Source organism: Variovorax sp. P1_H12_2 (assembly GCF_056405335.1).
The window spans coordinates 1-1,929 of sequence record NZ_JBFUCI010000670.1 but is presented as its reverse complement, the minus strand read 5'-3'; the positions used below and the strand labels follow the sequence as shown (position 1 = coordinate 1,929).

At 69.4% G+C, this 1,929-nt stretch carries 2 protein-coding genes; both read left to right on the top strand.

Translation table 11 applies throughout. From position 1 onward, the window contains the following. Positions 1-767: family 2A encapsulin nanocompartment shell protein (locus tag AC1D2K_RS34005; protein WP_478094753.1), on the top strand; the 767-nt coding region annotated here is incomplete at its 5' end. Positions 768-859: 92 nt separating this feature from the next. Continuing rightward, on the top strand, positions 860-1,929 hold a 1,070-nt coding region (locus AC1D2K_RS34000; protein ID WP_478094755.1), incomplete at its 3' end, for an aminotransferase class V-fold PLP-dependent enzyme.

The window sequence follows — 1,929 nt, the reverse complement described above, 5'->3', positions numbered from 1 at the left end:
ACCCCGAGTCGATCCAGGTCGTCTGCACGGCCAAGGAAAGCGAAAACCAGCTGCCGCGCACCTGGGTCGACTACGAAGACCATCCGCGCGAGTACAACCTCAATGCCGTGAGCACCGTGCTCGACGTGCACACCCGCATCTCCGACCTCTACAGCAGCCCGCACGACCAGATCAAGGAGCAGCTGCGCCTGACGATCGAGACGATCAAGGAGAACCAGGAGAGCGAGCTCATCAACAACCCGGACTACGGCCTGCTGTCGCAAGTGACCGACGAGCAGCGCATCTTCCCGTTGACCGGCGCGCCGACGCCCGACGACCTCGACGAACTGCTGACCAAGGTCTGGAAAGAGCCGGCCTTCTTCCTGACCCATCCGCTGGCCATCGCCGCCTTCGGCCGCGAAGCCACGCGCCGCGGCACGCCACCGCCGACCGTGAGCCTGTTCGGCTCGCAGTTCATCACCTGGCGCGGCATCCCGCTGATCCCGTCGAACAAGGTGCCGGTGGCCGACGGCAAGAGCAAGATCCTGCTGCTGCGCGTGGGCGACAAGCGCCAGGGCGTGGTCGGGTTGTTCCAGCCGGGCCTCACGGGCGAGCAGAGCCCGGGCCTGTCGGTGCGCTTCATGGGCATCAACAACCACGCGATCGCGTCGTACCTGATCTCGCTCTACTGCTCGGTCGCGGTGCTGACCACCGATGCGCTGGCCGTGCTCGACGACGTCGAGATCGGCAAGTACCACGACTACACCGTCCTCGACACCTACAAATAAGTCGCGCAGTGAGCACCTCACTTTCTCCACCGGGGCTGCCGCACGTGCCACAGCCCACCGAGGCGCCGTTCGACCCCGCCGTGCTGGCCCGCATGGCGAGCCAGTTGTTCGCGGCGCTGCCGGGGCAGGCCGTGCCGCCCGGCGTGCAGGCGCCGTCGCAACTCGCTCCGCCCGGCTCGCCGCCGGCCAGTCCGGCCGGCTTCGGCCCCAGCGTGCCGGGCACGCCGATCCCGCAAGGGCAGGTGCCCGGGACCAACCTGATCCCGGCCTCGCCGACCCAGGTACTGTCGCTCGGCAACCGCGCGCCGGCGCTGCAGCCGCACGCGCTGGCGGGCAACGGCGTTCCTGACAACGTGCTGGGCGCCTTGCCGGCCTACGAGCCGCGGCTCGGCGGTGCGGTGCTGGGCGTGCCCGAAGCGCTGGCGGCAACGCCTTCGCAGTCGTCGCCGTTCTACTTCCTGGGCGACAGCTACGGCCGGCCGTCACCGGGCGGTCGCGGCACCGACGGCGCGCCCGGCGCGCCCGGCGTGCACGATGGGCTGGCCGACTATCCGTTCGCGCAGCCCGGGAGCAGCGATGTCCAGGGACTGCTGGCGAAGCAGCCGCCGACGCCAGCCGGCCCGGCTCCGGAACCCTCGACGCAGCCGCAGTACTACTTCGTCGATGCGGTGCGCTTGCCGAGCGGCTACGTCACGCCGGCCAAGCCGTCACCGCACGGCGACGTGCCGACGGTGGCCGCCGGCGAGCGCCAGCCCTTCGACGTGCATGCGGTGCGGCGCGACTTTCCGATCCTGCAGGAGCGTGTCAACGGCCGGCAGCTGGTCTGGTTCGACAATGCCGCCACCACCCACAAGCCGCAGTCGGTGATCGACCGCATCGCCTACTTCTACGAGCACGAGAACTCGAACATCCATCGCGCCGCGCACGAACTCGCGGCGCGCGCGACCGATGCCTACGAGGGGGCGCGCGAGCGGGTGCGAAAGTTCATCAATGCGCCCGACGTGGACGAAGTGATCTTCGTGCGCGGCTCCACCGAAGCGATAAACCTGGTGGCCAAGAGCTGGGSCGGCCAGCACGTGGGCGAGGGCGACGAGATCATCGTCAGCCACCTTGAGCACCACGCCAACATCGTGCCCTGGCAGCAGCTCGCCTCGGCCAAGGG